The sequence below is a fragment of the Hymenobacter terrigena genome, assembly GCF_054776515.1.
On the sequence record NZ_BAAHBU010000001.1, the window covers coordinates 1,115,496 to 1,140,778 of the forward strand.

A 25,283-nucleotide genomic window follows, 5' to 3' on the forward strand; every position below is an offset into this window, starting at 1 on the left:
AGCGCAAAGAACGGAAACTCCCCTACAGCTCCCGCTCCCAGCTCAGCCGCAGGCCCGCCACGCCGCCCAGATGCCGCTTAAAGCGCAGCAGCGAGGCATTCGGCCCACTGTCAAGCGTAGAAGTACCGAGGTCGAGCACGGCCATATTGCTGGCTTGGGCGAAAGCGTGCAGGCCCTCGTTTAGCATTACCACCGGGCTAAACGAATTGCAGCGCAGCGGGCTGGCCGGATAGAAATTATACAGCACCTGATTATCAACCTGAATGGCCACCGTGAGGGCCGCCCATTCGCCATCGGCCTGGCGCACCGAGAACAGGAAATGCTCCCTTGGGAAACGCCGGAACAATTCCTGCACCCGCGCCAACGGCAGCGACAGCGCCTGCCCCCGCTCCTGCCGGCAGGCCTGAATAAACTCGTAGGCTGCCGGCAGCAGAAACGGCGGCTCCTGCTCGAAGTGCAGTCCGGCGCGCCGGCACTTGTGCAGCCGGCGGCGCTCCGAGGGGTGCAGGTGGGTTTCGTAGTCGCGGGCGGGGTCGAGGTGGTAGTTCTGCTCGGCCAGGGCCACGCGGTAGTGGCGTTGGCGCAGGGCTTCGGCCAGCAGCGCGGCCCCGCTTGGGTTGTAGGCGAAGGGGTAACCGCGCAGGGCCAGCCGGCGCACACCGCGCTGGCGCAGCTCGGCTTCGGCGGCGTCAAGGAAATAATGTATGGCGGACAGTGGCAAGCCCGGGGCCAGCTGCACCCCGCCAAAAGGGGCCTGGGCGGGGCTGCGCGCCTCGTCGGCCGCTGCCCCCAGGGCTACGTGCAGCTGCGCCACGGTGCAGCCGGCAGCGGGGTCTTCGAGGTAAAAGCTGAGCACCGGGCCGGCGGCTTCCTGCAAAGCCTGGTGCGCAGGCCGCAGGTACAGGAACGATTCGAAGGCCAGCGGCAGGTGCGGTTCGGCCGGGCCGAGGGAGCCGCTTTCGGCCACGGCCAGCGCCAGCGCCGCCGCGTGGCTCCATGCGCCCGCCGTTTTTGCAACCAGAGAATCCGTACTTTTCAACGCTTAATGGTGTGGCTTTCCCGGCAAAGTACGGCACAGATTGAGTGCCCGCCGCTAGGGCCGGCGGCGGCGTGGCCCGCCCAAGCGGCCCGATGAAGGCATCTTCATCTCATCGCCACCCGTAAGGGCCAAGATTGCGCCTTGCTTTCGCCACTTCCCCGCTGCATGAATCCCCTCAGCACTTCCCCCCAGGCCGCGCCCAACCGCTCGCCGGCGCTCACCGAGCCCGCCGGAGCGGCCCCCTACACCATCACCGACCGGGAGGCCACGCGCTTGGCCCGTGAGCAGCAGGTGGGCCAGCGGCCCGGCACGCTCAACATCCGCCCCGGTGCCCTCAAGCCGCGCCTGTTTCTTATGTCGTACGACGACGACGTCTTTACCGAAGAGGAATACACCGACCGCTACGACGACCTGATTGAAGCACTGCGCCAGCACCCCGAGCTCAAGCACTGGATTGACGTGCGTGGCTACGGCGACCTGCCCCTGATTGAGCGCATGATGCAGGAGTTCGGCCTGCACCCGCTGCAAATGGAAGACGTGCTCAACGACTACCAGCGGGCCAAAATCGACGTTTTCGATGAGAACCGCCTCTTCATGGTGTCGCGCATGACGGACTTTACCCGCGACCTGGAAATCGACGACGACCAGCTCTCCATCTTCACCGGCCCGAACTACGTGCTGACGTTTCAGGACGACTACGACGACTGCCTTGATTCGCTGCGCACCCGCATCCGGGCCAATTTCAGCACCCTGCGCCGCCACCCGGTGCTCTACCTGGCCTACGCCCTCACCGACGTGGTGCTCGACCACTATTACCCCACCATGGCCGCCATCGGCGACTACATTGAGGATTTGGAAGAGGCCATTTTTGCCGATAAGCGCCCGCGCCGCCTGCTCAATCGCATCCTGCGCATCAAGAAGGACGTGGTGCGCTTTCGTCGGCTGGTGTACCCGGAGCGCGATAAAATCGCGGAAATTCTGCGCCTGCCCGAGGAAATCATGCCCGAAACCCTCAAAATCTTCTACCGTGATGCCTACGACCACGCCATTCAGGCCCTGGACCTGGCCGAGAGCTACCGCGACAACATCTCCTCCCTCACCGACCTCTACCTTTCCGACCAGGGCAACCGCATGAACGAGGTGATGAAGGTGCTCACCATCATCAGCACCATCTTCATCCCCCTCAGCTTCGTGGTGGGACTTTATGGCATGAACTTTCAGCGCCACGACGACCAGGGCCATTTCCTGGCCCACAACATGCCTGAACTCTACAGCCCCTACGGCTACCCCGTGGTGCTCATTGTGATGTGCCTGGTGGTGGTCACGCAGCTCTTTTACTTTTACCGCAAGGGCTGGCTCTCCAATCGGTAGCAAGCAGGAATCGGGCTGCCGGGTTTTCAGCCAACAGCCCGATTCGGCTTGTTTATCACCATGCTTTTCTATTCCTGCACCGGGTTTCCGGGCTTGTTGGTTTTGGGGACCTGATGCGTGCCTTCGTGCGGCAAATGCTGCTCCTGACCTTCTCCGATGTGAATATCGCTTCCGCCGGCATAGGGTGGGTCGGTTAGCAACGGCTTTGGTGCGGGCGGCGAGGTTTGCTCGGCGTCTTTTTCGGGTGTTTCTGACATAAGATGGTTGGTTAGAGTCGGCTAGAAGTAGCCTGGCGAAAGGGTATTGGTATTGCCGGTGGCTAGCCTAAGCCGGTGCCGCGCCGCCTTTTCGATGCCGTAAGGTAATGAGAACACCGGAACTCTACCCTTAGTGGCCTCGCCACTCAACGCCTTGTGCGCAAGGCACTGGTACACCCCGGCCACCTGCCGGTAGGCCTAGCGATGCGCTACGCCCCCCGGTGCCAGGCACCGGCGACCACCCAACCTTCAAGAAAAAGCAATATTTTATAAGGCATTGAGCATACCATATACTGAATAGGTTTCCAACATCCCGGCGCGGACTGCCGTAAGCCGGGCGCGACCAGCCAGCGACCGGCCAGCTTTCCCTTGTTTATCATCCCTTCATTAATCAATTGCTTTCCATGAAACACCGTTTATCTATTTCTTGCCGCACACCGTGGCACCGGGCCGGCCGCAGCGCCGCCGCCGGCCTGTTGCTGGCCCTGGCCCCGGCCTTCGCGGCCTATGCCGTGCCCAAAACCTGGACCGGCCAGGTGAGCACCGATTACAGCACGGCCGGCAACTGGTCGCCCGCCGGCACGCCCACCCCCACCGACGACGTAACCATTCCCGGCAACGGCACCTTCGTGGCTGCCGCCAACGCCACGGTGGCGCAGCAGCCCACCGTCACGGCCGCCAGCGGGGCGCAGAGTGCGGCCTCCCTCACGCTGGGCAATAACGCCGTGCTCACGCTGGCCAATGGCAGTACGCTCAACGACTACGGCAACTTCACCAACAACGGCGGTGCGATGGCCACCACCGGCGGCACCGGCGTCCTGGTGCTGGCTGGTGCCGCCGAACAGCAGCTCAACGGCACCGTGGCCACCACCTTCCCCAACCTGCGCGTCGGCGCGGCCGGTGCCCGGGCTTTCGCGGCCCTCAACATCCAGCGCAGCCTGACGGTGAGCGGGGTGCTGTCCTTCGCGGCGAACGTGCCCGTCACGCTGCTCTCGACCCCCGCGGGCACGGCCTACATCGTCAACAATGCCGGGGGCGACGTCAAAGGCATTGTCACGGTGCAGCGCTACATCACGCCCAGCAACCCGGGCGCGGGCTACCGCCACTACAGCTCGCCGGTCTCGAAGGCCAGCTTCGACCCCACCAGCAACACGGTGGCGGATTTGGGCACGGCCACCTACACGCCGGTGGTGAATGCGGCCTACAATTCGGCCTCCCTCCCGCGCCAAGTGCGGCCCTATCCCACGGTTTTCTTCTACAACCAGCAGCGCCTGGCCACCACCAACGCCTCCTACGCCGTGGGCGATTTCGACAACGGCTTTCTCTCGCCCGCCGCCCTTACCGATACCCTCTCGCCCGGCCGTGGCTACGTGGTGAACCTGCCGGGCACGGAACTGGTCGAATTTCGGGGCAAGCCCCGCAGCGGCAATTACTCCAGCGGGTTTCTGCAGCGGGGCGCGCAAACCACCGCCGGCTACCACCTGCTGGGCAACCCCTACCCCGGGGCCATCAGCTACACCACCGTGTACGGGGCTTCGTTCGGCATTCAGGACGGGCTGTACGTGTACCGCAGCAACGGCCCCTACACGGGCAGCTACTCTACCTACCTCTCCAACGGCCAAAGCGTGAACGGCGGCACCGACAACATCCCGCTGGCCCAGGGCTTCTTCGTGCGGGCGCAGGTTGGCGGCGGCCAGGTCAGCTTCACCAACGCGGCCCGCACCAACGCACCCGAAACGGCCCCGTTCCAGCGCCCCGCCGGCACCGCCCCCGCGCTGGCCCTCACGCTGAGCGGCCCCGGCGTGGCCAATCAGACCCGCATCTACTTCGACGCCAACGCCACGGCCGGCTTCGACAACGGCCTCGACGCCGCCTACCTGGCTCCTACCCACGGCCTCGACCTGGCCAGCGACCTCGCCCCCGAGCCCTTCGCCATCAACGGCCTGCCCTTGCCCACCGGCACCACCACCGTGCCCCTGCGCCTGCACGCTGCCACCACCGGCACCTACACCCTCACCGTGGATGAGCTGGCCAACCTGCCCGCCGGCTACCACGCCTACCTGCGCGACGGCCGCACCAGTACCTACACCGACCTAGCCACCACCCCCACCTTCAGCCTCACCCTGGCCCCGGCCGATGCCGCCACCGGCCGCTTCGCCGTGGTGTTCGGCACCAGCGCCGTGCTGGCCGCCGCCCCCGCCGCCCAGGCTGCCCTGGTGGCCCTCTACCCCAACCCGGCCCCCGGCCGCACCACGCTGCTGCTGCCCCAGGGCCTGCGCGGCGCGGCCGCAAGTCAGGTCGCAGTGCTCAACGCCCTGGGCCAGGTGGTGCGGCACCTCGCCGCGGCCCTCGGCACCCCCGAAGCCGTGGAGCTGCCCCTGACCGGCCTGGCCCCCGGCATCTACACCGTGCGCGTGCAGGCCGGCGCGGTTGTGGTCAGCAAGCGCCTCATCATTGAGTAACCAACCCTGGCATGCCGCCGGCCCCGCCCGGCGGCATGCCCCTTCCCTCTCAAAACCCTTCCCTATGTCCCGCTTTTTCTCCTCGAAATTTCTGCTGGCCGCCGGCTTCGTCCTGCTGCTGCCCGCCACCGCCGCCCTGGCCCAAACGCCTGCTACGGGCGGCCCCACTCCGGAAGACCCGCCCGCTCCTATAAATACTCCCCTCGATGGCGGCGCATCGCTGCTACTGGCGGGCGGCGTTGCCTATGCCCTCAAGCGGCTTCGTCGGCGCAAGGCGTAGCCCTTGCCACGCGCAGTGCCCGCCCCCAGGCGCTCCGCTGCCATTTAAGGCAAACGCCCCCGTGCCGGTCTGGCACGGGGGCGTTTGCATTCAGCCCGAAATAGGGCTTTTCCGAGCTCCTGCCCTCGCCGAAGCCAGGGCGTGAGCAGGCTCTTTGTTCGTTCTGCCTTCGTTCATCCTTCGTTCGGACCGCATCAGCGCCAGCCAGAACCGAAGTTGCACTATTTACAGGGTGCGGGTTTTGCTCATACTGTGGCCGGGGTTGTCGGTGGCCGAGACGGTGATTTTGTCGCCGGCCAGCGAGGCGTTGCGGGCCGTGGCCGTGTACAGCCACTGGTTGGGGTCGGCCTGCTGCTGGGCGTCGCCTTCTTCCACCAGGCTGCCGTCGCTGTTTTCAATCTTGACGTGCACGCTCTGCACCGCGTGGTCGTCGGTGGCGGTGATGGCAATGAGGTCGCCCACCTTGCCCGTATACTGGCTCAGGTCCACCTCGCCGATGCTGGGGGCCTGCATGAAGTCGCGCAGCAGCACGTTATACACGCTGATGTCCTGCGCCCTGGCCTCGTCGGCCTACTCGGCCTGCACGGCCGGGTCCTGGCTCTGGCCCTTGGCGTAGATAACCGCCTGCTGGAACCGCGTGCGCTGGGCTGTTTGGGCGGCCGTAGGTGGCCCGGTGGGCGCCTGCGGGGCCACGCTCACCACCGTGCCCCGGCTGGTCTGCCGGAATACGAGCTGGCCGCCGAGCATGCCGCTCAGCCCCTCGGTTACAATGTTATTTTTGACGTTTGCCATTTTCTTGAAATGGGGGTTAGGGTAGATAATCGCCCGGCCGTCAAGTCGGACCGTGGGCAAGGTAACGCAATATTCCGATACCACAAACGATTGGAAAATCGTGCTCGGTAATGCGAAATGGAGTTCGCAACTCCCGCACCATTAGCGACATTCAACCGGCGCGGTGGCCCTACCGAGTAAGCCCTGCCCCTATCACACTTCGCACCTGCGCCACCCGCTCTTCCACCGTACCCTCCACCAATGTGTAGGGGATGTTGAAGTAGTCCAGTTGCATCAGTATCATGCCGTGCTGGAAGCTGCGCAACGCTTCGGGGCCACGCCAGCCGTCCTGCTCGAAGGGCACGGTGGGCGCGCACACGAAGGTGTGGGCGTAGCGCTGCCCGCACACCGCTGCCAGGGCCTGCAGGGCCGGGTCGCAGCGGTGGAAATAGTAGTAGGAATACAGCGCCGTGGTGGCCGCATTAGTATCGCAAAACAGCACGCCGCGGGCCTGGACGGCAGCTTCGTCCTCCAGCTCAACGTGGCGGCGGGCAATGTAGAGCAGGTCTTCGTAGTCGAGGTTGCCGTTTTTCTGCTCGTGCAGGGTGCGGCCGTATTCGGGCACCCACACCGTGCCGCAGGCCTCGGCCAGCGCCGCACACAAGGTCGATTTGCCGCTGCTCTCGGCTCCCAGAAACACCACGCGCGGCACCTCGGCCGGCGGCATCACACCCAGCTGTGCCGCCACCAGCGGATGCAGGAAGCGGGCATAAACTGCTGGATTATTGCGTACCAGCGTACCCGATACGGGCACCTGCGCCCGGGCGGCATCTACACTCACATGCTCCACGCCCAAGTGCTTGGCGAAGCCCGGCCCGTAGTCCTCGCTGCTGAATACTACATCGACCTGCAGCCCCTGCCGGGCCAGCCACTGGCGCACGAATTCCCGCTGCGTGTAGTCGTCGTCGGCATCGGGCGGAATGCCGTCGGCCTCTGCCGTGAGGGCGAAGATGCGTAGCGGCGTGCTGCCGATGCGCAGCCCGTCGGTCATATTATCGCCCCGGTATAGCTCGCGTAGCCACTGGGCGCGCACGGGCGCGGGCATGGTTTCCGAATCCGGATTAGCGTACACCAGCACCAGCAGTTCCGTAACCTGCTTGGCAGCCGTTTCGAGTAGGAGCTGATGGCCCCGGTGCGGCGGCCAGAACTTGCCGACCACGAGGCCGGTATGGAGTGGTGGGGGCATGGGTTGAGAATCCTGGGATGTTGGAGTTAAAAAGGTCGTCATGCCGAGCGCAGCGAAGCATCTTTACCGCGCAACGCAATTAATTACTACTGCGGTAAAGATGCTTCGCTGCGCTCGGCATGACGTTCATATAATTAACCCACCAACCCGCCCCTACTGCGTTAGCTTCAGCTCCGTGCGGCGCAGCTCGCGGCCCACTATTCGCACCAATTGGTAAGCATCCGTTGTGGCATCGTAGCTCAGGCCCACGCCGGTGCCGGTGCTGGGCAGCGGCGCATCGCCCAGCAGCTTACCCTTGCTGTTGTAGAGCGATACCTGCCCCGGGCCGGGCTCCGTGATGCCCACAATGCGCCGGCCATTGCCGAAATCGAATAGCTGCACCGGCTTCTCGCCCGAGGTCACGAAGCGCTGGGTGAGCAGCGGGGCCGCCTGCGTGGGCAGGTACACATCGAGCTGATTCCCATCTTCCCTGGTGATGACGAAGCTGCGGCCCCGCGCATCCGGCACCAGATGAAAGCGGGCGGTGCGGCTCCAGGTAGCCACCCGGCGGCGCGTCAGGATGTCGCCGCTCAGCGTGAAGGTCAGCAGCTCGCCGTGCTGGTTTACGGCCATGAGGTGGGTACGGCCCAGGGTGCTGCCGGGCTGTACCAGCAGGTTGCCGGCCAGCCGTGCCCCCAGGCTCAGCGGGAAGCCGGGGAACAGGTTGCCCTGGCCGTCGAAGGCGTACACGTAGCCGTTCTGGAGCGGGGCCACCACCACGTCGCGCCCGCTCACGCTAAGCAGCGCGGGCTCGCCGGCCAGCGGAAAATCGAGGCGCTTGGGCTGCCAGCCCGGGAACAGGTGACCTTTGGCATCGAGGAGAATCAGGTCGTTGCCGGCGGTGCGGGCCAGCAGGCGGGCCGGCGCATCGGGGCCGGCGGGGGTGGCCAGCAGCGCGGCCACGCGCACGGTATCGGGCAGGTTGAGGGGGAACGGCAGCACGGCGCTGCCGTCGTTGGCCAGCAGGTGCAGGCGGTGGCCGGCCCCCAGCAGCAGGCCGCCCGGCACCCCGCCGCCGCTGGGCAGCAGCATCTGGCCCACGGCCGGCCCGGCCAATGTATCGGACCACAGCACCGTGTTATCGGCACTCACGAAATGCAGCGTCTGGGCCGAATCCTGCACCACCACGGCCGGAATGCGGGTACCCAGCGCGGGCAGAACCGTGGGCATTCCCACCAATTGATGCTTAAAATTCAGTACCCGGCCGTTGGCTGCCGCGCCGCCGGCCTGCGCCGTGGCCGGGCCCAGGTCAGGATGGCGTAGGAGCAGTTGGGTGTAGTATTGGGCATCGGGCGCCGCTTCGTTCTCGGGCGGCACCAGTTGGAAAGCGAACTGCGGGAAGCGCTTGAACAGCGCCTCGTTGCGCAACAGGCCGGCCCGGCGGTCTTCGGTGAGCACACCCAGCAGGGCGTTCCAGCTGTTGCGCGTGTCCACGAAGATGCTGAGGCGGGCGCGGGGCAGCGTTTCCTGGAGGAAGGAAACCTGGCTCGGGGTCTGGGCCCAGGTGCGGCCAGCTACCACGTCGGCGAGGTAGCCGTTGAGGGTCAGCTCATCCGAAAGCACCAGGTAGTTGCCTACCAGCACGCCCGCGCTGGCCGTCACCTCCACCACGCCGGGCCGCGCGGGAGCCAGCAGCGGCCCCAGCACCGCCGCCTCCGAAAAGCCAACGGGGTGAATTTCGTATGGCCCTACCTTGGTGAAGGCTGGCGAGTTGCCCTCGATGCGGCGCAAGCGGGCCAGCCACTGAGCCGTACGCGCCGGCACCGGGCAGCGCACAAACGCCAGCCGCCCCGGGCGGCTGCCCGCCGCCACCGCCGCCAGGTAGCCAATGGCCATTTCGCCCCCAAACGTAGCCCGCAAGCTGTCCAGCGCGGCATTGCGTCCCAGCGAGTCGACCAGGGGCGTACCGGGCCGGGGCCAGGTGCGCGCCGGCTGCGCGGCCAGGTGCAGCAGCATGGCCGTGCGCGTGCTCATCAACTCACTGAGGCCCAATGGCTGCGCGGGCTGGCCGCTCAAGCGCTGCTGGAGCGTACCCCGGGCCGTTTCGGGGTTCGAAAACCCCTGGACCTGAACCCGGCTGCCGTCCAGCTTCACCCCCAGCAAGCCCTGCGAAACCAGCCCCGTGAGCTGGTCGACCTGCCCGTGGGCATCGCGCCGAAACAGCACGTCGAGAAACTGCGGCAGGCGGCGGTAATTAATCAGCAGCGAGCCATCGACACCGCGCAGCTTCAGCAAATCGGTGGAGCCGAAACCAGCCAGCACGGTGGGCGCATCGGGGTGAGCCAGGCGGCGCACGGCGGCTTCCACCAGCCCGGCGTTGGTGCTGATGAGGAGGTGGTTACGGTAATTGAAAACGGTGATGCCTAACTCGGTGCGCTGCTCGGTGAGCACCGTCAGCTCCTGGCCTTCGTAGTCGCGGGTGGCGAGGCGGTAGCGGGCGTCGCGGCCCAGGGTTTCGAGCAGGCTGCGCACCTGCCGGTATTCGCTCACGCGGCTCAGCGGAATCTGGTAAAGCACATCGAACTCGCCCGGCCCAGTCACGTGCACGGAGGTGATGACCAGCTTGCGGCCCAGCAGGTTGAGCATAGCGTTGCGGCGGCGGGCGTTGCCGCCGGCCAGGCTGTCGGCCAGGGCCAGGTGGCCCGCCGCCTGCTGGAAGTAGCGCACGGCCGTGAGGTTGTCCCACAGCTCCGTTTCCTGCAGGTGGCGCACCAGCGCGGGATGGTCGTGGGTGCTGAGAACCAGCACCGCGTCGTCGGGTACCAGGGCGTAGGGGTCGACGGGCACGGCCGCCAGCGTGCGCCGGTAGTAGACGTACGTGGCCAGCGTGAGCAGCAACAGCAGCGCGGTAAATAACGCCAGAAGCTTTCGGGACATGCAGGGGAAGCGGATGACGGGCGACGAAAGTACGGCGGGAAGCGGCTTAGCGGATAAGCTGCCCGGTAGCGGCTGGTTTTTGAAACGCCGCGCGCCGCGTATCTTTCTGCTGATTACCACTCCCCTGCTTCGTCATGAAAAATTGGCCCGCCGCATTCGCAGGCAAAGCCGCCCGGTTTCTGGGAGGGCTGGCGCTGCTGGCGTTGCCGGCCTGCTTTCAGCTGCGCGAACCCGAGCCTGCGGCCTCGGCCAGCGAGTGGATTCAGCCCACCCAGATTGACATTCTGCTGGCCAACTTCACCACCGCCGTGCAAAACGTGAACGTGGGCAACTACGAGCGCACCTTCAGCGGCCCCAACTACCGCTTCGTGCCCGACCCTACCAGCGCCGGCTCCTCGCCCGCCCTGTTTGCCAACTGGAGCGTGCCCGAAGAAACCACCTACTTCAGCAGCCTGCGCCGCCGCACCGCCACCGGCACCACCAACACCCTCACCCTGAGCGGCCGGCGCGACCAGCTCTACACCACGGATTCAGCCGAAGTGTCGGCCCTCTACCAGCTCAAAATAACGCAGCAGGACACGGCCTTCCACGCCGGTATATTGCAGGGCAACATGCGCCTGCTCCTGCGCCGCCGCAACAACGAGTGGCGCATCGTGGCCTGGCGCGACCAGCGCACCACCCCCGGCCTGTGCTGGACGGATTTGAAGAAATACTTCAGCTCGCATTAACCTTTTCGCGGCGCAAAGCTCAACCTTTCCGCCATATTCGTATATTTCGCCTCATGAAATTACCGTCCCGTCCCACTGTCCTGCTTTCGGGCATTGTGCTGATGCTGACGGTGCCCGCGTGCAATCCCTTCGCCCCGGCCCTGGACGAGGTGCCCACCGACCAGAACGAGCTGCTGGGCAACCCCGTGTACGTGCGCGGCTTCTTCGACCGATTCCGCTCGGCTTACCAATTGCGCGATTCGACGCTCTACGGCCAGCTGCTCTCGCCCAGGTTCAAGTTCACCTACCGCGATTTTGCCGCCAACCTGGACCGCTCCTGGACCCGCGACGTGGACGCCAACACCACCTACCGCCTGTTCCGGGCCGCCCGCTCCATCAATTTGCAGTGGACGCAGTACCTACCCAGCTCCGACACGCTGGCTTCCGACACGCTGGCCAGCGTGGAACGCTCCTTCCTGCTCACCATCGAGCAGCGCGACGACGAGCGATTCTCTGGCACGGGCACGGCCCGGCTGGTGCTGGTGCGCAAGAACCGCAACGACCCGTGGCGCATGCGCAGCTGGTACGACCGCAGCGAATTTTAGCGCTTCTTTGGCTTTTAATTGCGAGGCCCGCCGTCCACGGCGGGCCTTTTCGTTTTCTTTGACAAAAATCTTAGCTCTTTTATGACCGAACCTCAACCCGACCAGCCGCATTTCAAGCGGGCCATTAATCTTTTCGACGCCATTATGCTGGTCACCGGCAGCATGATAGGCTCGGGCATCTTCATCGTTTCGGCCGACATTGCGCGGCAGGTAGGCAGCGCCGGCTGGCTGCTGGTGGTGTGGCTGCTCACCGGTTTCATCACCATGGCCGGGGCCATCAGCTACGGCGAGCTGGCCAGCATGTTCCCCAAAGTAGGCGGCCAGTACGTGTACCTGCGCGAAGCCTTTGGCCGCCTCACGGCCTTCCTCTATGGCTGGACGCTGTTTCTGGTAATTCAAACCGGCGTAATCGCGGCCGTGGCCGTGGCCTTCGCCAAATTCACGGGCGTGCTCCTGCCCTGGTTCAGCGTGAAGAACGTGCTGTTTCAGGCTGGCAGCTTTGAATTCAGCAGCGTGCAATTGCTGGCCATTGCGCTCATCGTCGGCATCACGGCCCTCAATGCGCAGGGCGTGCGCACCGGCAAGCTCATCCAGAACGTGCTGGGCAGCACCAAGCTGGTGGCACTGGCGCTGCTCATCATCTTCGGCGTGGCGCTGGGGATGAACCACGAGGCCATCGCCGCCAACTTCGCCGACCTCTGGACGGCCACCCGCTACCCGGCCCCCGGCGTGAGCGCCGCGCCGCTGCCCATCAGCGGCTATTCGCTGGTCATTGCCATCGGCATGGCCATGACGGGCTCGCTCTTCTCCTCCGATTCGTGGAACAACATCGGCTTCGCGGGCGAGGAAATCCAGAACCCCGAGCGGACGCTGGTGCGCAGCATGGCCATCGGCACGGCTATCGTCACGGCCCTCTACATCCTCATCAACATCGTGTACCTGCTGGTGCTGCCTCTGCACGGCGCACCCGAGGCCGCCACCCTGGCCGGCCGCGGCATCCAGTACGCCACCGACGACCGCGTGGCCACGGCCGTAGCCGAATCGGTGCTCGGCAAGGCCGGCGCCTACGTCATGGCCGTGCTCATCATGCTCAGCACCTTCGGAGCCAATAACGGCATCATCCTCAGCGGCTCGCGCGCGTATTTTGCCATGGCGAAAGATGGTCTGTTCTTCCCCGGCCTGGCCCGGCTGAACGGGGCCGGCGTGCCCGGCCGTGCTCTGTGGGCGCAGTGCCTGTGGGCCAGCCTGCTCTGCGTCAGCGGCTCCTACGGCCAACTGCTCAACTACGTGATGTTCGCCGTGATTCTGTTCTATGTCGTCACCATCATCGGCATTTTCGTGCTGCGCCGCACCCGGCCCGAGGCTCCGCGCCCCTACCGCGCCTGGGGCTACCCGCTGGTGCCGGGCCTCTACGTGGTGCTGGCATCGGCCTTTTGCATCATCCTGCTCATCGCGCCTGACACGGCCGAATTCTCGCGCCGGGGCCTCGGCCTGGTGGCGCTGGGCCTGCCGGTGTACTTTCTGTTCGGTCGCCGCTTCGGAGGAAAGGCCGAGGCGTAGTATTGGTCGTTCCGATGCAGGAGGAATGACAAAACACTATTTCATTGGCACAAAAAAAGGCCTCCCGTACTGGGAGGCCTTTTTTATTGACGCTGGCCGTATGCGGCTTGTGAAAACCTAGCGGCGCTTACGGCTGGCTTTGGCGCGGGGCGTGAGGGTCACGTTCACAGGCTTGCTGCCGGAGTTGCGCACTTCCTCGTCGTCGTAGCCGCCGTAGCCGTAGATGAGGGTGTTGTCGCCGCTGGGTACTTCCAGGGTGTAGTTGCCATTGGCGTCCGTGCTGGTGCCTTTGCTGCTGCCTTTCAGCAGCACGGTGGCGCCTACCAGGGGCCGGCCATTCTCGTCCTCAATCTTGCCCGACATGGTGACGGTGGAGGGAGCAGCAGGCTCGGGAGCAGCTACGGGCGCGGGCGCCGGAGCAGCTTCTGCGGGGGCGGGCGCGGCGGCGGGCGCGGCAGAGGCAGCAGCCGGGGCAGCGGCAGTCGGGGCAGCAGCCGTAGTTTTCGCTACCGTTTTGGTAGTGGTTTTGGTGGTTGCGGTTTCTCCAACCGGAGCCGGGGCGGCTTTGAGGCCGGCGGCAATGCTGTCGGCCGACGTAGGAGCGGTGGCCGTCACGGCTGCATCATCAAGCATAAAGGTGGGCGTCACCGAAGCCAGGCCGGTACCACCGCCTTTGGGCAGGGCCACGTAGACCAGCACCAGTGCCAGAATCACGCCCACCAGAATGTAGGTCAGCTTGTTGTTGCCACCCGATACAACGTCCTCATCCTGAGCGTCCAGGTTGGGATTGTAAGGCTCGTTTTCAACCTTGGGTAGATTTTCTGAATTCATATGTTAAAAAGTAAACAGTGGGTTAATGCTTGTGCAGAATTTATTTATTGGCCAAAGCCACTTTGCCAAATACGCTGCGCAAGTTAAGCCTTTGCGGCGTTATCTGCCGCGGCTAACATCTTTTTTGATTCGACAAATCGAAACCGTTGCTCCAGTGCCCACTACCTACCGCTCAGCTGGCTCCTAGCGCATTGACGCCTAAGGCCATAGCAGGCCGGGCCGGAGCCGCCGGACCGTAGTCGCAGCAGGCTCCGGCCCGGCCGGTTAATTATTGTCTGAAAACACTTTTGGCTGCTTATTCGCTGCCGGACGTTTCGCCATCGTTGGCGGGCTTGGCGGGGCCGCTGCCCCCTTTTTCACCAAATTCCTGGTCGCGGGTGCGCAGGTTGTGGTCGAGCTCAATGCTGCCTTCGGCCTCAAAGCCCGGGCCCTGGGCCTGCTCGCCGGCATTGGAGTGGTCGTTGCCGCCCTGGGGGCTGGTTTCCGAACCGCCGATGTGCAGGTTTTCGAGCTGGTCTTTCTGATTGCTGCGCTGGGTGTAGCCGTTGGCGCCCACGTAGCGCATGGCCGTGGGGTCGCCGCTGGCCTTGTTGTTGCTCTGGTCCTGCTGGTACTCCTTTTCCTTTTCCAGCTTTTCGTTTTTCGTAAACTTTTTGTTTTCGGTGATGTCGGCGTGCTCGCCTTCGTTCGGGTCGGTACCGTCGCCGGAGATGTTATCGGGAATCATAAGCTGAAGTCGAGAGGTGAAGCGTAAACAAACGCATTGCGTATGCTTACGAAGGCCGTTACTTTCCGTTACGGTTACGACCTGGCAACCTGTCCGGCTGGAAACGGGCCATTGCCTGGGCTGCCTTTGCGCTACATTTGAGGCCTGATTTTCCTACTGCCCATGCACCTCGTCATCCTTGGCAACGGCATTACCGGCGTGACGTGCGCCCTGACCGTGCGCCGGCTGCGGCCCGAGGCCCGCATCACGCTGGTATCGGCCGAAAGCACCCACCACTACTCCCGCACCGCGCTGATGTACGTGTACATGGGACATTTGCGGGCGCAGGACATCAAGCCGTATGAAGATTGGTTCTGGCAGGAAAACCGCCTAGCCCTGGTGCACGCCACCGCTACAGCCCTCAACACCGCCGAAAACCTGCTAATTCTCGATAACGGCACCACCCTTACCTACGACCAATTGCTACTGGCCACCGGCTCCGAAAGCAAGCTATTTGGCTGGCCCGGCCAGCACCTAGCCGGCGTGCAGGGCCTGTACGGCCTGCCCGATTTGGAAGCCATGACCCGCGACACCCACGGCATCAGCCGGGGCGTGGTGGTGGGCGGCGGCCTCATCGGCGTGGAGTTGGCCGAGATGCTGCACACCCGCGGCATCGAGCCCGTGGTATTGGTGCGCGAGGGCCGCTACTGGGCCTCGGTGCTGCCGCCCGAAGAGGCCCATTTGGTGGACCTTCAGTTTCAGGAGAACCGCATTTCGGTGCGCTACGGCAACGAGTTGCGCGAGATTCTGGGGGACGCGCGGGGCCGTGTGCGCGCCGTGGTGACCACGGCTGGCGAGGAAATTTCCTGCCAGTGGGTGGGCCTGGCCACCGGCGTCACGCCCAACCTCACGCTGGCCAAAACGTCAAACGTGGAAACCGACCAGGGCATTCTCGTTGATGAGTTCCTGCGCACCAGCGTGCCCAACGTCTTCGCGGCCGGCGACTGCGCCCAGCACCGCCGACCCGGCGCGGGCGCGGTGCCCATCGAGCAACTCTGGTATACCGGCCGGATGCAGGGCGAAACGGTGGCCCACACCATCTGCGGGCAGCCCACGCCCTACCGGCGCGGCATCTGGTTCAATTCGGCCAAGTTCTTCAACCTCGAATACCAAACTTATGGCCAGGCCCCGGCCGGCCCCACGCCCGGCCTCACCAGCTTCTATTGGGAACACCCGAACAGCCGGACGGCGGTGCGGGTGTATTTCCGGAGCGAGGCCCCGCACGCCGTGGTGGGGTTCAACGCGCTGGGCCTGCGCCTGCGCCACGCCGTCTGCGAGCAGTGGATTGCGCAGCGCACGCCCGTGGCCACGGTCATGAGCCATTTCGGGGCGGCTAATTTCGACCCCGAGTTTTTTCCGCAGCACGAAAAGGCCATCGTGGCCGACTTCAATCGGCAGTTCCCCGCGCAGCCCGTGGCGCTGAAGCAGCGCAAGGGACTTTTCGCGCGTCTGTAGCCTTCGTCACTTAACTTTTTTTCTGTGGATTTCTCCAAGCTATACCGTCCTTCGGCCCTCAACAGCTTCCAGTTTATTGCGCTCACGGGCCTGCTGATGAGCGCCGGTGCGCACCTGATTCTGCACTTCTTCGTGGGCCGCCTGCCGGCGGGCTTCAATTGGCTCTACGTGTGCTGGTCAGGCTTTTACATTGTGGGCACGCTCATAAATCTCTTCGGCAAGCCCGATGAGCCGCACCACCATCACCACCATTAGTCTTGTTAAACATTCGGCTTTTTAAGCCCGTCGTCATGCTGAGCGCAGTCGCAGCATCTCTACTGCAATACTATATAGTTGGGTGGTATAGATGTGCGACTGCGCTCAGCATGACGTTCTTATATCGTAAATTCTACCTTTCATAATGTCGCCAACGCTCACTCCGCCCCTGCCCGCGTCGTCGCCTGCCGAAAAGCTCACGCTGGCCGTGGTGGCCGGCGGCCTGCTGGCACTCCTGCTTGCCCTGGCCGATGCGGACCCCAACCGCCGCAACACCTGGTTCTGGCTGGCCGTGGGCCTGGTGAGCGCCGGCACGCTGGCCTGGAGCTGGCTGAAATTCGGCCGGCAACCGGCCGGCGTTCGGCAGGACAACCTCTGGCTGCGGGCCAGCACCGGGCGCGGAGCTGTGGCCTGGGTCACGAGCCTGGTGCTCACGGGTTTCTACGTAGTGCTGTATTGGTTCAGCAACGGCGATAGCAAGGGCAATTTCGGCCTGCTCAACAACCTGATTCATCCACTCGACGGCCTTAGCCAGGCACTGCGCGCCCGCCCGGCCGACCAATGGCTTCTCTACGGCACCTTCTACACGCTGGCCGTGCTGCTGATGGGCGGCCGGGCGTTGTGGAAGTACCGGCACTCGCGCTACCAGGTTATCCGCACCGTTTCGGTGATGTTTTTCCAGCTGGGCTTCTCGTTTTTGATTCCGGGGGTGCTCCAGTTTTTCCAGCAGCCGGAGTTTTATTTCAGTTACTTCTGGCCGCTGAAATACGACTACCTGTTTCCCGGCACAGTTACCTCGCTGCTCCAAAAGGGCGGCCTAGGCGTATTCATGGTATTTTGGGGCGCGGTGATGTCGCTGATAGCGACGCCGGTGCTCACGTATTTCTACGGCAAGCGCTGGTACTGCTCGTGGGTGTGCGGCTGCGGTGGCCTGGCCGAAACCGCCGGCGACCCCTACCGCCACCTCTCCGACAAAAGCCGCGCCGCCTGGCGCTGGGAAGTGCGCCTGATTTATCCCATTCTGGCCATTATCGTCGTCATCACGGCGCTGCTGTGGGCGCACTTTGCCACCGGCGGCACGCTGCTGGGCGAGGCTGGCAATGTAGCCGCCAAGTGGTACGGCTTCGCTATCGGCTCGGTGTTTTCGGGGGTGATTGGAGTGGGCTTCTACCCCATCCTGGGCAACCGCGTATGGTGCCGCTTCGGCTGCCCCATGGCGGCCTACCTGGGCCTGCTGCAAAAGCACTTCTCCCGTTTCCGCATCAGTACCAACGGGGCGCAGTGCATCTCGTGCGGCAACTGCTCCAACGTGTGCGAAATGGGCATCGACGTGCAGCAATACGCTCAGCGCGGCGCGCCCATCATCCGGGCCTCGTGCGTGGGCTGCGGCATGTGCAGCACCGCCTGCCCACGCGGCGTGCTCAACCTGGAGAACGGCCCGCGCGAAGGCCGGTATCAGGCCTCGACGCTGATTCATGCGGATTCGCTGCGGCTGTTGAGTTAGCTGATTCGGAAGCTAACAGCGTTTTACAGGCTTGAGGGTGTGGTGTTTACGAAACTCATCGCCCCATACGATTTCCTGAACTTTACAAGGTGAACGAGTTTCGTAAAATCACAGTCTTTGGCCGAGGGTAGGCTTACTATTAACGCCTAGCCTACAACAACTATGTTGACAATTTTACTGTCTGAAAATACGGCGATTAGCTTAGGCTTGTCGTTCCTGCTGGTACCATTCGTGTTGGTCCTCCTTGTTCCCATCTTTTTCCTGTCTCGGCCAAAAGCATCCGGTACAGCCAAGCTAGTGGGTTTGGGTCTAGCCTTAGTACCGATTTGGCTCGGCAGCGGACTAAACGACGATTTTGCATATATGGAGTATGCTTGGCTGGTACCGTTTTTTTCTTATCTGCCCCTAGGAGCCGCTCTTGTTAATATGGCCCGTAGTGTTCCAAAAGCATTTCCGAAAGCATAAGGCAGGAAGGCAAAAGCCAGAGCGAATCCCGTTCAGCGAAAGGGTAGTTCACGTAAAACGGAAAGATTATTCACGCACTGATAAAGGCGTTTCACAGCACTTAATCTCACCCCAGAAACCCGAGCAGCGCCTTATAAAACTGCACCGGCGCTTCCAAGTGCGGGATGTGGCCCACGTTCGGAATCTCCACCAGCTTGGCACCCTTAATCTGGGCGGCGGTGCGGCGGCCCAGCGCGGGGTATTGGCCCATTTGGGCCAGGGTTTTGGGGTCCTTTATCAGGCCTTTGCCGACCACCGTGCGGTCGGCCTGGCCGATGATGAGCAGCGTGGGCACGGTGATGCGGCTGAATTCATAGCTCACCGGCTGCTGGTAAATCATGTCGAAGGTGAGGGCGTTGGCGCGGGCTACTTTGGGGAAATCGGGGCTGCGGGATTGAGCGGCCAGGGGCAGCAGCCATTGGTCGTGGGCCGCCGGGTAGCCGTTGGGGTAATAAGTCGCGTGGTACTTGCGGATGCTGGCTTCGGTGCTTTTCAGTTCGGTGGCTTCGGCCTGGTCCACGGTCTGGAAGGGCACGCCCACGCGGTAGTCCTCCAGGCCGATGGGGTTTTCGAGCACCAGCTTTTCGGTGGTTTCGGGGTAAAGCAGGGCAAAGCGAGTGGCCAGCATCCCACCCATGCTGTGCCCCACGATGACGGCCCGCTTAATGCCCAGCGTATCGAGCAACTGCTTCGTATTGCGGGCCAGCTGATGAAACGAGTAATGAATATCGGCCTTGTCCGATTTGCCAAAACCCAGCTGGTCGGGCACTATCACCCGGAACCCTGCGCCGGCCAGCGTCTTAATCGTCTCGCGCCAGTAGGCGCCGAAGAAGTTTTTGCCGTGCAGCAGCACCACTGTGCGGCCATTGGCCCGGGCGGTGGGCGGCACGTCCATGTAGGCCATGCGCAGGGCCTGCCCTTCCAGTTTCAGCGGCAGGTAATGCACTGGAAACGGGTATTTGTAGCCATCAAGCGTGGCGTTGAGCGGCGCGGGTTGGGCCGGGGCGGCGGTAGCGGCCAGCAGCAGGGGCAGCAGCAGAAGTAACAGGAAACGGGGCATCAGGGAAGCAATTGGTGAGTTTGCTTCTACGCAGAACTTAAGGCCTTTGCTCAAGCTGCTGCTTTAGCATTGCGTTACGGGCCTGCAAAAACCTCGTCAGATAACGTTTTAGAAAAAGCCAGTCAAACCACTGACCAACAAATCCTAACGGGCTACTGAATTCAAAAACATCCCGCACGCGGGTACCGCCGGGCACGGCCTCGAAATAATGGTCGTGCCGCAAGGTTCGGAATGCTCCTCGCACCAGCTCATCCTGAAAATGATGCGGCGGCGTGGCGGCCGAAATCCGCACCGTCAGGCGCTGGCGAAAGCCCAGATGCCGCGCCTCCCAGGTCACTACGTCGCCGAGTTTCAGCTGGCCGCTGGTGGGGCCGGCTGCCACCCGCTCCGCTGTTTGGTGGGTAGATGCGAGATGCGCCTCCACATTCAGGGCCAGCGCATAGCAAGCCTCGGCAGAAGCTTGCACCATCATTTCCAGTTCAATGCGCGCCATTTGGTTGCTTACGCGGGCAACCCTTCCAACACTTTCCTGGCGTTGCTCACGTGGTCTGTCGCGCCGCTCAACGAATTGAAGATGTACTGAATAACGCCGTTTTTATCAATTACGAACGTGACGCGGCCGGGCAGCAGGCCCAGCAGAGCGCGGGGCACTTCGTAGAGCTTACGCACTTTGCCATCGGTATCGGCCAGCAGCTCGAAGGGCAGGCGGTGCTTCTGGGTGAACTTCTGGTGCGAGGCTTCGCTGTCGGAGCTAATGCCGATGACTTCGGCCCCAAGGTCTTTGAAATCCTCGTACTGGTCCCGAAACGAGCAGGCTTCGGCGGTGCAGCCGGGAGTATCATCCTTGGGGTAGAAGTACAGCACCAGGTGCCGGCCGCGCTGGTCGGCTAGGCGGAACGTTTCGCCGGAAGTGGTGGTGAGGGTGAAATCGGGAGCGGGCTGGCCTACCTGGAGCATACGACGGGGATTGAAATAGAGCCGCAAGGTAGCGGCACGGTGCGGCTTTACGGCGGCGGCGGCATCTTTGTGGCTCGTTACTCATTTTGCTTCATGCCCCAGCCCCGCGTCAGCGTCATCATTCCCGCCCACAACGAGGCCGGGGCCATTGCCCTGGTGCTGGCTGAAATTCCGGCCGGACTGGCCCAGGAAGTCATCGTGGTCGACAATAACTCGACCGACAACACCGCCGAAATCGCCCGGGCCAGCGGGGCCACTGTGCTGCGCGAGCCGCGCCCCGGCTACGGCTACGCCTGCTTGGCGGGCATGGCCCATGCCTTCGGCCGGCCGCAATCCGAACAGCCCGACCTCGTCGTATTTCTCGACGGCGACCATTCCGATTTCCCCGAACAAATGCCCGAACTACTGGCCCCGCTTCTGCGCGGGGACGCCGACCTGGTCATCGGCTCCCGCGCCTTGGGCGTGCGCGAAAAAGGCTCCCTCCTGCCCCAGCAGCGGTTTGGCAACTGGCTGGCCGCCCGCCTGTTGAATATTCGCTACGGCGGCACCGTCACCGATTTAGGGCCGTTCCGGGCCGTCACGGCCCCGGCCCTGCTGCGCATCGGCATGGAAGACAAAACCTACGGCTGGACCGTGGAAATGCAGGTGAAAGCCGCCCGCCTGGGCCTGCGCACCGTGGAAGTGCCCGTGCGCTACCGCAAGCGCATCGGCACAAGCAAGGTGTCGGGCACGGTGCGCGGCACCCTCGGGGCGGGCTACAAGATTCTGTGGACGATTTTTAAGTACTGGTAATATTTCCCAGCCGGTTAGTTTGTTCGGCGGGCCGGCCCGCGTCAGCCCGGCCTGGTCGGTGAGTTTTTTTGCTGTGTTGCGAGTTTCTATTCTTTGTTTCTGATGGCGGTGCTGCCCATTTTGCTGGTAGTGCTGTACGGCCTGTGCCTGCTGTTCATCCTGGGGTTCAGCGCGGGGCAGTGGCAGCTCACGCGGCTGGCGCTGCGGGCCTACGCCAAAGACTTGCCTGCCCCTCCGCCGGCGCCCACCAAATGGCCCCGCGTGCTGGTGCAGCTGCCGCTTTTTAACGAGCAAAACGTGGTGGAGCGCATCATCGACGCCGCCGCCGCCCTCGACTACCCCGCCGACCGCCTGCACATCCAGGTCCTCGACGACTCGACCGATGCCACCGTGGCGCTGGCGGAGGCCCGCGTGGCGTACTACGCCGCCCAAGGCTTGCGCATCAGCCACGTCTGCCGGCCCAACCGGGAGGGCTACAAAGCTGGCGCGCTGCGCTACGGTCTGGAAGAAAACGCCGATGAATTCGTAGCTATTTTCGATGCCGATTTCGTGCCCGACCCGGACTTTCTGCGGCGTACCATTCCCTACTTTTTGCAGGACAAAAAAGTGGGCGTGGTGCAAACCCGCTGGGGCCACTTGAATGAAGATGAGTCGCTGCTCACGCGCCTGCAGGCCTTTGGGCTGAACGCACACTTCCTCATCGAGCAGGTGGGCCGCACATCGGCGGGCTTTTTCATCAATTTCAACGGCACGGGCGGCGTATGGCGGCGCGCCTGCATCGACGATGCCGGCGGCTGGCACACCGATACCCTCACCGAAGACCTCGACCTGAGCTACCGCGCCCAGCTGCGCGGCTGGCGCTTCGTGTACCGCCCCGAAATAGTGGCCCCCGCCGAGCTGCCCGCCGTGATGGACGCCCTCAAATCGCAGCAATTCCGCTGGACCAAGGGCGCGGCCGAAACCGCCCAAAAGCACCTCGGCAACATGTGGCGCTCCGGGCAACCGCTGCCCGTGAAGCTCCAGGCCACCTTCCATTTGCTGAATAGCAGCGTGTATGTCGTTATCATGCTCATGGCCTTGCTAAGCGTGCCGCTGGTGTTTGTGCGGGCGCATTACCACGAATACAAGGCCGTTTTTCAGCTGGCGTCGGTGTTTTTGATTGGATTCACGCCGCTCATTTACTACTACTACACCGCCTGGCGGCTGGCCCACCCGGATAAGCCGCTGTGGCGCTACCCGGGCTTTTTTCTGTTGTTTCTGTCGGTTTCGATGGGCCTGGCTTTGCATAATACCCGGGCCGTGATTCTGGGCTGGCTGGGGCGGCGCACACCGTTTGTGCGCACCCCCAAGGCCGGCACCGGCACCCCTGCCCGAAAGCGGCGCTACCGCACCGGCGGCGTGGGCGGCCTGGTTATGCTGGAAGGTTTGCTCGCGGTTTACTTCGCATTTGGCCTCGTGTCCGGCATTTACTTCGATGACTTCGGGCTGCTGCCGTTTCACTCGCTGCTCACTATCGGCTTCGCGGCCATTTGCTACTTCTCCATCCGCGACGACAAATAATAGCCCTGAATCCCTTGCCTCTCAAGCTGCCTTCCGTTTCTCAGGTTGTGACGCTGCTGCTGTCCGGCGCGGCGTATGCGGGCCTGGCTTTCGCCACGCCGAGAGCAAGTTTTGGCCAATTGACCGGCTTGTTTGCGGTGGCACTGGGCGCGTATGCCTGGCTGCTGCACAGCCGGCTGCCGTTGCGCTGGGGCCTGGGTGCAGCGCTAATATTCCGGTTGCTGTGGCTGCCGGCCACCCCGGCTTTTTCCGACGATGTTTTCCGTTTCCGCTGGGACGGGCTGCTGGTTTCGCACGGCGTCAATCCGTTCCGGTTTCGGCCCGATGAACTCATTGCCGACGGCGCCCGCACCGCCCTGCCCGATGCCGCTGTGCGCAACACCGTGCTGCCCGAGTTTCAGCAATTGTACCGGCAGCTCAATTCGCCGCATTATTACTCGGTGTATCCGCCGGTGTGCCAGGCGGTATTCGGCGGCGCGGCCCGCCTGTTTCCTACTTCTGAGCGCGGCTTCATCACTTGCCTACGGCTGGTAATTCTGGCCGCCGAAGCCGGCACCGCTTGGGTCCTACTGGCTTTGCTGGCCGAAATGGGCTGGCCCCGGGTGCGGGCGTTGCGTTACCTGTTGCACCCGCTGGTCATCGTGGAGCTCACCGGCAACCTGCATTTTGAAGCCTTGGCGCTGAGCTTCCTGCTCCTATCCATTTGGCTGCTGAGCCGGCAGCAATGGGCCAAATCAGCCGGGGCGCTGGCGCTGGGCGTAGCGGCCAAGATGCTTCCGCTGCTGGTGCTGCCGCTGCTGGTGCGACGGCTGGGCTGGCGGCGGTTTCTGGCCTACGCGGGTGTGGTAGCGGGCACGTTGCTGGTGCTGTTCAGCCCGTTTCTGTCGGTAGCGCTGGTGGTCAACATCAGCCGCAGCCTGAACCTGTATTTCCGCAGTTTTGAGTTCAATGCCAGCATCTATTACCTGCTGCGGCCAATTGGCATCTGGCTTACTACCTACAACGAAATTGCCCGCATCGGGCCTGCGCTGGCGCTCACCAGTGGCCTGCTCGGGCTGGGGCTGGCCTGGCGCGAGCGGCACCTCACCACGGCCTCGCTGGCCCAGACGCTGCTGCTGATGCTCACCGCGTATTATGCCCTGGCCACCACCGTGCATCCGTGGTATCTCACGCTGCTCATCGGGCTGGGGGCGCTGTCGCGCTTCCGCTTTCCGCTGGTGTGGGGCGGGCTGGCGGTGCTTTCCTACGCTACTTACCAGACCAGCGCCTATGCCGAAAACCTATGGCTGGTGGCGCTGGAATACGTGGTTGTCTTCGGCCTTTTGGCTTGGGAATTGAGGCGGCAATCAAGCAACAACACAGAAGTAACCGGCTAATAGAGCACGGTCATGCTGAGCGCTGCCGAAGCATGACCGGTTCTACATTGCCTTACTTAGGCCAATACGCGTAGCGGCGCGTCGATTTCAGGCGCAGGGTGCGGCCATCCCAGGTGGTTTGGCGGAGCAGGATGTTGGGGTAGTTTTTGGCGAACCAATACACGTTTTCCTTACCGGGCGCCAGCGTCACGGCCACGCGCCAAGCGGGCTCGGGGGCATCGGCGGGCGGGGCTTCGGCAGCGGTGAGGTGGGCCTGGTAGTAGACTGGCGGCGTGGCTTTGTTGGTTTGCTGCAAATCCAGCACTACCAGGTTGAAGCTGGGCCGCTGGTCGAATTTCAGGGTGCGAAGCGTGTAGGGCAGCGCGTCTTCCAGGAAGATGTCGCGGCGCAGGTCGCGGCTATTATCGCCCTGGCCGTCCCAGTAGGAATGAAACCACATTTCGAAGTTCACCCCATCGTCGATGATGGACTTGAACGTATTGCCGCACCATTCCTGGGACGACGACGACATTTTGAACAACGACACCGGCTGGTCGCGCCGAAAAAACAGCGAAGTCATGTAGTGGTACGGGTACTGGTCGGTCGGAATGCTACAGAACTGGTTGATTTTCATCACCGGAAACAGGTCATCCCGCTGGTAGTCGTCCGTTTTCACGTTGAACTGCTGGTTGAACTCCTCCTTCACCGTAATCTGAGTGTATTCAAACGTGCGCTTCTTCTTGTAAATCACCCGCTCGGCATCGTAAGTCGCCACTTCGGCCAGCCCATCTTCCCACAGCTTGCGCATGGCCCATTCCTGGTCAAAGTAAGGCATCACGGCCTGTAAGGCCTGGGCCGAAACCGGCGAACGGCCCTTCACTGGCTTGTCGTCGGCGGGATTGCAGCTGCTAATGAGCAGGCCCATCAGCAGCAAGGGCAGCAAGCGGCGAGGCAGCAAGCAATTCATAACAGTGAGCGGTATTTGGAAGCGCGAATATAGGAGCCCCTTGCTCCTGATAAGCCTAAAAGC

Annotated in this window: 25 protein-coding genes; 13 read left to right on the plus strand and 12 right to left on the minus strand. The window is 63.3% G+C overall.

Going from position 1 to position 25,283, the window contains the following annotated elements:
* Positions 1–22 precede the first annotated feature (22 nt).
* On the minus strand, positions 23–1,039 hold the full coding sequence (locus ACYU7Q_RS04480; protein ID WP_460608233.1) for a hypothetical protein: 1,017 nt from the start codon (positions 1,037–1,039) through the stop codon (positions 23–25).
* Between the two features lie 165 nt (positions 1,040–1,204).
* On the opposite strand from ACYU7Q_RS04480, the gene corA reads away from it, so the two are divergent.
* Positions 1,205–2,410 (plus strand): magnesium and cobalt transport protein CorA, encoded by a 1,206-nt coding sequence (gene corA / locus ACYU7Q_RS04485; protein ID WP_460608234.1) that lies wholly within the window; start codon positions 1,205–1,207, stop codon positions 2,408–2,410.
* 68 nt (positions 2,411–2,478) lie between these two features.
* Here the strand turns inward: corA and ACYU7Q_RS04490 are convergent, their stop codons facing one another.
* Positions 2,479–2,667: a hypothetical protein gene (locus tag ACYU7Q_RS04490; protein ID WP_460608235.1), complete on the minus strand. Its 189-nt coding sequence runs from the start codon at positions 2,665–2,667 to the stop codon at positions 2,479–2,481.
* Positions 2,668–3,071: 404 nt separating this feature from the next.
* On the opposite strand from ACYU7Q_RS04490, the gene ACYU7Q_RS04495 reads away from it, so the two are divergent.
* Both ACYU7Q_RS04495 and ACYU7Q_RS04500 read left to right on the plus strand, forming a co-directional pair.
* Entirely contained in the window at positions 3,072–5,129 is a 2,058-nt protein-coding gene (locus tag ACYU7Q_RS04495; RefSeq protein WP_460608236.1) for a T9SS type A sorting domain-containing protein, read from the plus strand.
* A gap of 64 nt (positions 5,130–5,193) precedes the next feature.
* On the plus strand, positions 5,194–5,409 hold the full coding sequence (locus tag ACYU7Q_RS04500) for a PID-CTERM protein-sorting domain-containing protein (protein WP_460608237.1): 216 nt from the start codon (positions 5,194–5,196) through the stop codon (positions 5,407–5,409).
* 225 nt (positions 5,410–5,634) lie between these two features.
* Here ACYU7Q_RS04500 and ACYU7Q_RS04505 read toward each other — a convergent pair whose 3' ends face one another.
* The 4 genes from ACYU7Q_RS04505 to ACYU7Q_RS04520 form a co-directional block, all read right to left on the minus strand.
* A complete protein-coding gene (locus tag ACYU7Q_RS04505) occupies positions 5,635–5,949 on the minus strand; it encodes a hypothetical protein (RefSeq protein WP_460608238.1) in 315 nt (104 codons plus the stop codon).
* A 30-nt stretch (positions 5,950–5,979) separates the two neighbouring features.
* The gene (locus ACYU7Q_RS04510; protein ID WP_460608239.1) at positions 5,980–6,201 is read right to left on the minus strand and encodes a hypothetical protein; all 222 of its coding nucleotides are present in this window, start codon (positions 6,199–6,201) and stop codon (positions 5,980–5,982) included.
* Between the two features lie 169 nt (positions 6,202–6,370).
* Complete coding sequence (locus ACYU7Q_RS04515; RefSeq protein ID WP_460608240.1) at positions 6,371–7,426, minus strand: AAA family ATPase; 1,056 nt, start codon at positions 7,424–7,426, stop codon at positions 6,371–6,373.
* Positions 7,427–7,579: 153 nt separating this feature from the next.
* Positions 7,580–10,342 carry a hypothetical protein gene (locus ACYU7Q_RS04520; RefSeq protein WP_460608241.1) on the minus strand — a complete coding sequence of 921 codons (2,763 nt, stop codon included), beginning with the start codon at positions 10,340–10,342 and terminating at the stop codon, positions 7,580–7,582.
* Between the two features lie 134 nt (positions 10,343–10,476).
* Here ACYU7Q_RS04520 and ACYU7Q_RS04525 point away from each other — a divergent pair, with 134 nt between their 5' ends.
* From ACYU7Q_RS04525 to ACYU7Q_RS04535, 3 genes are all read left to right on the plus strand, one after another.
* A complete protein-coding gene (locus ACYU7Q_RS04525; protein WP_460608242.1) occupies positions 10,477–11,070 on the plus strand; it encodes a hypothetical protein in 594 nt (197 codons plus the stop codon).
* 53 nt (positions 11,071–11,123) lie between these two features.
* Complete coding sequence (locus ACYU7Q_RS04530; RefSeq protein WP_460608243.1) at positions 11,124–11,654, plus strand: hypothetical protein; 531 nt, start codon at positions 11,124–11,126, stop codon at positions 11,652–11,654.
* Positions 11,655–11,735: 81 nt separating this feature from the next.
* Positions 11,736–13,214 (plus strand): APC family permease, encoded by a 1,479-nt coding sequence (locus ACYU7Q_RS04535; RefSeq protein ID WP_460608244.1) that lies wholly within the window; start codon positions 11,736–11,738, stop codon positions 13,212–13,214.
* Positions 13,215–13,331: 117 nt separating this feature from the next.
* On the opposite strand, the gene ACYU7Q_RS04540 is transcribed toward ACYU7Q_RS04535, so the two are convergent.
* A complete protein-coding gene (locus ACYU7Q_RS04540) occupies positions 13,332–14,045 on the minus strand; it encodes a peptidase associated/transthyretin-like domain-containing protein (RefSeq protein WP_460608245.1) in 714 nt (237 codons plus the stop codon).
* Positions 14,046–14,340: 295 nt separating this feature from the next.
* A complete protein-coding gene (locus ACYU7Q_RS04545; protein WP_460608246.1) occupies positions 14,341–14,772 on the minus strand; it encodes a hypothetical protein in 432 nt (143 codons plus the stop codon).
* A gap of 162 nt (positions 14,773–14,934) precedes the next feature.
* Here ACYU7Q_RS04545 and ACYU7Q_RS04550 point away from each other — a divergent pair, with 162 nt between their 5' ends.
* The 4 genes from ACYU7Q_RS04550 to ACYU7Q_RS04565 all read left to right on the plus strand — a co-directional run bounded on the left by ACYU7Q_RS04550 (position 14,935) and on the right by ACYU7Q_RS04565 (position 18,490).
* A complete protein-coding gene (locus ACYU7Q_RS04550; RefSeq protein WP_460608247.1) occupies positions 14,935–16,266 on the plus strand; it encodes an NAD(P)/FAD-dependent oxidoreductase in 1,332 nt (443 codons plus the stop codon).
* Positions 16,267–16,290: 24 nt separating this feature from the next.
* Positions 16,291–16,521 carry a hypothetical protein gene (locus ACYU7Q_RS04555; RefSeq protein WP_342299691.1) on the plus strand — a complete coding sequence of 77 codons (231 nt, stop codon included), beginning with the start codon at positions 16,291–16,293 and terminating at the stop codon, positions 16,519–16,521.
* 145 nt (positions 16,522–16,666) lie between these two features.
* Positions 16,667–18,025, plus strand: a complete 1,359-nt coding sequence (locus ACYU7Q_RS04560; RefSeq protein ID WP_460608248.1) for a 4Fe-4S binding protein — start codon at positions 16,667–16,669, stop codon at positions 18,023–18,025.
* A gap of 162 nt (positions 18,026–18,187) precedes the next feature.
* The gene (locus tag ACYU7Q_RS04565; RefSeq protein ID WP_460608249.1) at positions 18,188–18,490 is read left to right on the plus strand and encodes a hypothetical protein; all 303 of its coding nucleotides are present in this window, start codon (positions 18,188–18,190) and stop codon (positions 18,488–18,490) included.
* A 106-nt stretch (positions 18,491–18,596) separates the two neighbouring features.
* Here ACYU7Q_RS04565 and ACYU7Q_RS04570 read toward each other — a convergent pair whose 3' ends face one another.
* Genes ACYU7Q_RS04570 through ACYU7Q_RS04580 form a run of 3 tightly spaced genes read right to left on the minus strand, consistent with a single transcriptional unit; the run spans position 18,597 to position 20,546 of the window.
* On the minus strand, positions 18,597–19,589 hold the full coding sequence (locus ACYU7Q_RS04570; RefSeq protein WP_460608250.1) for an alpha/beta fold hydrolase: 993 nt from the start codon (positions 19,587–19,589) through the stop codon (positions 18,597–18,599).
* A gap of 37 nt (positions 19,590–19,626) precedes the next feature.
* Positions 19,627–20,082 (minus strand): SRPBCC family protein, encoded by a 456-nt coding sequence (locus ACYU7Q_RS04575; protein WP_460608251.1) that lies wholly within the window; start codon positions 20,080–20,082, stop codon positions 19,627–19,629.
* An 8-nt stretch (positions 20,083–20,090) separates the two neighbouring features.
* Complete coding sequence (locus tag ACYU7Q_RS04580; protein ID WP_460608252.1) at positions 20,091–20,546, minus strand: peroxiredoxin; 456 nt, start codon at positions 20,544–20,546, stop codon at positions 20,091–20,093.
* A 93-nt stretch (positions 20,547–20,639) separates the two neighbouring features.
* On the opposite strand from ACYU7Q_RS04580, the gene ACYU7Q_RS04585 reads away from it, so the two are divergent.
* The 3 genes from ACYU7Q_RS04585 (at position 20,640) to ACYU7Q_RS04595 (ending at position 24,274) form a co-directional block, all read left to right on the plus strand.
* Entirely contained in the window at positions 20,640–21,338 is a 699-nt protein-coding gene (locus tag ACYU7Q_RS04585) for a glycosyltransferase family 2 protein (protein ID WP_460608253.1), read from the plus strand.
* A 102-nt stretch (positions 21,339–21,440) separates the two neighbouring features.
* On the plus strand, positions 21,441–22,898 hold the full coding sequence (locus ACYU7Q_RS04590) for a cellulose synthase family protein (protein ID WP_460608254.1): 1,458 nt from the start codon (positions 21,441–21,443) through the stop codon (positions 22,896–22,898).
* 47 nt (positions 22,899–22,945) lie between these two features.
* The gene (locus ACYU7Q_RS04595) at positions 22,946–24,274 is read left to right on the plus strand and encodes a hypothetical protein (RefSeq protein ID WP_460608255.1); all 1,329 of its coding nucleotides are present in this window, start codon (positions 22,946–22,948) and stop codon (positions 24,272–24,274) included.
* Between the two features lie 52 nt (positions 24,275–24,326).
* Here ACYU7Q_RS04595 and ACYU7Q_RS04600 read toward each other — a convergent pair whose 3' ends face one another.
* Positions 24,327–25,220, minus strand: a complete 894-nt coding sequence (locus ACYU7Q_RS04600) for a hypothetical protein (protein ID WP_460608256.1) — start codon at positions 25,218–25,220, stop codon at positions 24,327–24,329.
* Positions 25,221–25,283 lie beyond the last annotated feature (63 nt).

Coding starts and splice junctions, on each gene's coding strand:
- corA (WP_460608234.1), top strand. CDS start 1,205: ATGAATCCCCTCAGCACTTCCCCCCAGGCCGCGCCCAACCGCTCGCCG.
- ACYU7Q_RS04490 (WP_460608235.1), bottom strand. CDS start 2,667: ATGTCAGAAACACCCGAAAAAGACGCCGAGCAAACCTCGCCGCCCGCA.
- ACYU7Q_RS04495 (WP_460608236.1), top strand. CDS start 3,072: ATGAAACACCGTTTATCTATTTCTTGCCGCACACCGTGGCACCGGGCC.
- ACYU7Q_RS04500 (WP_460608237.1), top strand. CDS start 5,194: ATGTCCCGCTTTTTCTCCTCGAAATTTCTGCTGGCCGCCGGCTTCGTC.
- ACYU7Q_RS04510 (WP_460608239.1), bottom strand. CDS start 6,201: ATGGCAAACGTCAAAAATAACATTGTAACCGAGGGGCTGAGCGGCATG.
- ACYU7Q_RS04515 (WP_460608240.1), bottom strand. CDS start 7,426: ATGCCCCCACCACTCCATACCGGCCTCGTGGTCGGCAAGTTCTGGCCG.
- ACYU7Q_RS04520 (WP_460608241.1), bottom strand. CDS start 10,342: ATGTCCCGAAAGCTTCTGGCGTTATTTACCGCGCTGCTGTTGCTGCTC.
- ACYU7Q_RS04525 (WP_460608242.1), top strand. CDS start 10,477: ATGAAAAATTGGCCCGCCGCATTCGCAGGCAAAGCCGCCCGGTTTCTG.
- ACYU7Q_RS04530 (WP_460608243.1), top strand. CDS start 11,124: ATGAAATTACCGTCCCGTCCCACTGTCCTGCTTTCGGGCATTGTGCTG.
- ACYU7Q_RS04535 (WP_460608244.1), top strand. CDS start 11,736: ATGACCGAACCTCAACCCGACCAGCCGCATTTCAAGCGGGCCATTAAT.
- ACYU7Q_RS04540 (WP_460608245.1), bottom strand. CDS start 14,045: ATGAATTCAGAAAATCTACCCAAGGTTGAAAACGAGCCTTACAATCCC.
- ACYU7Q_RS04545 (WP_460608246.1), bottom strand. CDS start 14,772: ATGATTCCCGATAACATCTCCGGCGACGGTACCGACCCGAACGAAGGC.
- ACYU7Q_RS04550 (WP_460608247.1), top strand. CDS start 14,935: ATGCACCTCGTCATCCTTGGCAACGGCATTACCGGCGTGACGTGCGCC.
- ACYU7Q_RS04560 (WP_460608248.1), top strand. CDS start 16,667: ATGTCGCCAACGCTCACTCCGCCCCTGCCCGCGTCGTCGCCTGCCGAA.
- ACYU7Q_RS04565 (WP_460608249.1), top strand. CDS start 18,188: ATGTTGACAATTTTACTGTCTGAAAATACGGCGATTAGCTTAGGCTTG.
- ACYU7Q_RS04570 (WP_460608250.1), bottom strand. CDS start 19,589: ATGCCCCGTTTCCTGTTACTTCTGCTGCTGCCCCTGCTGCTGGCCGCT.
- ACYU7Q_RS04575 (WP_460608251.1), bottom strand. CDS start 20,082: ATGGCGCGCATTGAACTGGAAATGATGGTGCAAGCTTCTGCCGAGGCT.
- ACYU7Q_RS04580 (WP_460608252.1), bottom strand. CDS start 20,546: ATGCTCCAGGTAGGCCAGCCCGCTCCCGATTTCACCCTCACCACCACT.
- ACYU7Q_RS04585 (WP_460608253.1), top strand. CDS start 20,640: ATGCCCCAGCCCCGCGTCAGCGTCATCATTCCCGCCCACAACGAGGCC.
- ACYU7Q_RS04590 (WP_460608254.1), top strand. CDS start 21,441: ATGGCGGTGCTGCCCATTTTGCTGGTAGTGCTGTACGGCCTGTGCCTG.
- ACYU7Q_RS04600 (WP_460608256.1), bottom strand. CDS start 25,220: ATGAATTGCTTGCTGCCTCGCCGCTTGCTGCCCTTGCTGCTGATGGGC.